This is a genomic window from Sphingomonas bacterium (assembly GCF_903643035.1).
Taxonomy (GTDB): Bacteria; Pseudomonadota; Alphaproteobacteria; order Sphingomonadales; family Sphingomonadaceae; genus Sphingomonas.
In genome coordinates, this window is sequence record NZ_CAHJWW010000269.1 from 1 (window position 1) to 3,785 (window position 3,785).

Annotated in this window: 4 protein-coding genes; all 4 read right to left on the reverse strand. The window is 67.6% G+C overall.

What is annotated here, in order from left to right; genetic code table 11:
* Window positions 1-148: 148 nt before the first annotated feature.
* Window positions 149-487, reverse strand: a complete 339-nt coding sequence (locus tag HUV01_RS13580) for a P-II family nitrogen regulator (RefSeq protein ID WP_174298754.1) — start codon at window positions 485-487, stop codon at window positions 149-151.
* 31 nt (window positions 488-518) lie between these two features.
* Entirely contained in the window at window positions 519-1,271 is a 753-nt protein-coding gene (locus HUV01_RS13585; RefSeq protein ID WP_174298755.1) for a TorF family putative porin, read from the reverse strand.
* Between the two features lie 243 nt (window positions 1,272-1,514).
* Window positions 1,515-2,915: a hypothetical protein gene (locus HUV01_RS13590; RefSeq protein ID WP_174298756.1), complete on the reverse strand. Its 1,401-nt coding sequence runs from the start codon at window positions 2,913-2,915 to the stop codon at window positions 1,515-1,517.
* 44 nt (window positions 2,916-2,959) lie between these two features.
* Window positions 2,960-3,785: SUMF1/EgtB/PvdO family nonheme iron enzyme (locus HUV01_RS13595; RefSeq protein WP_174298757.1), on the reverse strand; the 826-nt coding region annotated here is incomplete at its 5' end.

Consider the following 3,785-nt stretch of genomic DNA (forward strand, 5'->3'; position numbering starts at 1 on the left):
TGACCCGCAACCGCACCACCAGGCGTCTGCCCCAGCGCAGGATGCGACACCAGTAACAACATTCCAACAACGCCGACCCCAACCGCAGGCAAAAGCCAGCGGGCGATTCCAAGTCGTTGCACCCTGTTCGTCATCTTGACCCCTCCCCTCACAACGCGTTCTCGTCCGTGTCTCCGGTCCGGATCCGCAATGCCTGCTCCAGGTCCAGCACGAAGATCTTGCCGTCGCCGATCGAACCGGTGCGCGCTGCCTGTTCTATCGTCTCGATGACGCCCTGCGCGATGCCGTCCGGGCAGGCGACTTCGAGCTTGACCTTCGGGACCATGCTGGTCGCGTACTCGGCGCCGCGATATACCTCCGTCTGCCCCTTCTGGCGGCCGAACCCCTCGACCTCCGTAACCGTCATCCCCGCCACGCCGATCGCGGTCAGCGCCTCGCGGACCTCGTCCAGCTTGAACGGCTTGATGACCGCCATGACGTATTTCACTGTCTGTCTCTCCCGTGAAAGGGGGCGTCAACTAGAAGCTGAAGCTGACGGAGCCGACGATCCCCGCTTTCGCGATATCCTTGTTGCGTCCGCCACCGAACGGGTAGCTGAAGTCACGCGTGTCGGTATCGACATAGGCCGCGCCGAACGTCACCGATCTGAAGGTGTAGGCTGCGGCCACGCTCCAGTCCGTGTAGTGCTCGCCGAAGGTGATGTAGTTCCTGACGAACGAACGCCCGAGGTGGCCCGTCAAGGTGACGGGTGTTCGCGGGATGCTCAACCCGAGCTCGCCATAGGCGTACACGCCACCTCGCCGATCGTTGTCGAGACCCAGGCCGCTCTGCTTCCAGGCGAAGTTGCCGCCTATCTTCGCCGACAGCGGGCCATAGGTGTGGCTTGCGTTCACATACGGTTCGAAGAAGTCGGTGTTGACGCCCCCGTTGCCCGGATAGACGTAGTAGAGAACGCCGCCGTCGATTGTGGTGCCGCTGAAGGACCGCTTGTAGCCGGCGATCAGGTCGAGCTCGGCGTCGCTGCCGTTGGCGACATAGTCGTCGACCGAGCTCGCCCAGAAGCTCGCGTACAGACCCGACTGATGGGTGACGGTGGCGGTGCCCTGGATCGCGACGGTCTTGTCGGTCTGTGACAGGCCGCGAAACCGATAGTCGGTGGTCAGCGCCGCTCCGCCGGTGATGGTTATCGAGGACGGCGGCGCGGTCTGCGCCATCGCACCGCCCGCCGCCAACAGCGCGACCGCCGACCCCATCAACCAAAGCTGTCCCATGACCCACTCTCCCCAGAGCCGGTCAGCCATCCCCGCCTGCATGACGCGTTCGCGCCTTATCTTGTGTCGTCCGTCAGTTCCGAAGACACCGGACCGTCTGTTTCTCTTCAGCTACTGAAGGTCTAGTCTCATGGGGAAAATAGCAAAGTCGCGATTGTATATCATACCTCGTAGCTGCACCGGACATGCCGGCCCTGTTCGCGACGTACCGGACCAAGATGCAGGCCCGAGTCCGGCAACGGCTCAACTGTCGGAACGTGCGCGAGACGTGAAGCGGCGATCGTAGCCGGCGGATCGTGTCCGCGCCTGGGCTAGGCGCTCCTCCGGCGTGACCCGGCGGGTGGAGGTGGGGAGCGCCGCCCACAGCGCGTCGCGCTTCACCACGCGCGCGGTGACCGCCGGGCCTTTGTTCCCCTCCGCGGTCTTGTCGAGCAACTGCCACCGCAGCATCACGATGCCCTCGCGCAGCCCTGCCGCATCCACCCAGTTGGCGACGCCGGGATCCCAGTTGGACAGTACCACCGTTATCGTCCCTTCGGGGTCGGCGACGGCCTGGCTGCTGTTCAGGCTGTTCTGATGCATGCGCGAGTCGGGTGATACGCCCCAGACGTTCGTTACCGGGAATGTCGCGTAACGCGCTCCACCGGGATCGAACGTCGCGACCAGGGCCTCGTCGTCCGCCAGCCGGAAATGACCAAGGGTGTTGCGCTGCGTGACGAGGAACCCTGGCTTGTCCGCCGCGGACCCTGGTTGCGGGATGACGTCGAGAGGCTGGCGAAGGGCCCGGCCCAGAACGCCGTCGATGCTATGGTCCACGACGACGCGCAGCCGGGCGATGATCCGTTGCGCCAGGATCGCGTCGGTGACGGGCGGTCCCGCGGACGGCCCCGAGACACGCTCCACGCTCAACGTGTCGGGCTGTTCGCGCGACCAGTCGGCCAGCGTGTTGCGGACGAGGACCACGTTGGCCGCGCCGCTGATCCGCAGGTGGTTGGGGCGGCCGCTGGCGGGTTGATCGTCGACCGTGATGCGGAACGTGCCGTCCGGATCGATCTTGAGGTCGGGTTGTGCGAGGTTGTCCGCCGCGATCCAGTCGGCGCCAGTCTGGACGGTGAAGTTGGCATCGATCGGCCCGGCGCCGTGCCGGCGACCCGTGATGACGTAGCTCGATCCCCGTTCGACCGGGATGGTGAAGTACAGCGTGTCCGGGTTGTTTATGCCCCAGCGCCCGCCCGGAACGCTGAAGCCGCCCCATCGATGCGGCGCGCTGGAAATCTCGATGACCTCGGGTCGGCGCGGGTCGTCGTCGATGACCTGCAGCGTGACCAGGAACAGCAGTTCGCGAAGCGAGTCCGGCAACTCGCCATAGCTCTCGGGCGACAGGCCGGGGCTCCGGCGTCGCCAGTCCGCCTCGACCTGGCGCAGCACCGCCTGCACCTCCGGTCTCGCCGCCAGCCGGATCGCATGGCGCTCGACGGCGACCTGCGTCCGGAACGTGGCCGACGCGGCGTCAGGGGAGACGACCGGGGCGGCCGGGCGCGCCGGCGCGCCCGATAGCCAGACGGCAGGCGCCGTCAGCAGCGCGACCATCCCGGCGCGGCGGGAAGTGCGGCGGAACCGGACGGGCAGGGCTGGATGGTGCATGGCGGCCTCGCTGGACGATGATGAAGGATCCGACTGAAAGCGGTTCAGGACCCATCGGCCCTGCGGTCCGGCACCGGACGACGGGGCGCCCCGATCGTCCGAAAACCGACATGAGACGTCGGCAGGTCTTTCTCCTGCGCCTGGAAGGCGGCCGGCCGATAGTTCGCGCAATAGGTCGCCGCGCACAGGAACGAGCCGCCCTTTATGAGCCCGCGCTCGCCGCGATCGTCGCGGGTCCACTCCCAGGCGTTGCCGATCATGTCGACGAGCCCATAGTCGTTCGCCTCGAAACAGCCGACGGGCGCGAGGCCGGCGTGACCATCCGCACCGCTGTCGTGGACGGGGAACTCGCCCTCCCAAACGTTCGCGACCGGCGTCCCGTCGCCGGCGAACGCCCAGCTTCGCGGTGGGTGGGGTGTTCGCTGCCTGCCGCGAGCGGCGCGCTCCCACTGCGCCTCATCGGGAAGGATGCCGCCCGACCAACGCGCATAGGCGGCCGCGTCGGCGAGTGTCACCTGAACGACAGGCTCACGTTCATGGCCCGCGATCGTGCCTTGCGGGCCGGTCGGATGGCGCCAGTCCGCGCCCCTGACGAACCGCCACCATCCCGATGGCCGATCGAGTGGTACCGCATGCGCGGGCGCCGAGAACACGGCGCCGCCGCCCTGCTGCTCCGCCTGAGTCCGATAACCGGTCGCGCGCACAAAGGCGGCGAACTGGCCGTTGGTGACCTCGTGCCGATCGATGGCGAAGGCGGCGACGCGCACCCGTTGCCCGGGACGACCCGGACCGTCCTCGCCGAGCAGGACGGTGCCGGCCGGGACGGAGACGCGGCCGTCCGCGACCGCGCAGCGCGGCGCGGGCGGAGGG

Bases quoted from the DNA above. Each gene is read 5' to 3' on its own strand.
- HUV01_RS13590 (WP_174298756.1), bottom strand. From the start codon at position 2,915: ATGCACCATCCAGCCCTGCCCGTCCGGTTCCGCCGCACTTCCCGCCGC.
- HUV01_RS13585 (WP_174298755.1), bottom strand. From the start codon at position 1,271: ATGGGACAGCTTTGGTTGATGGGGTCGGCGGTCGCGCTGTTGGCGGCG.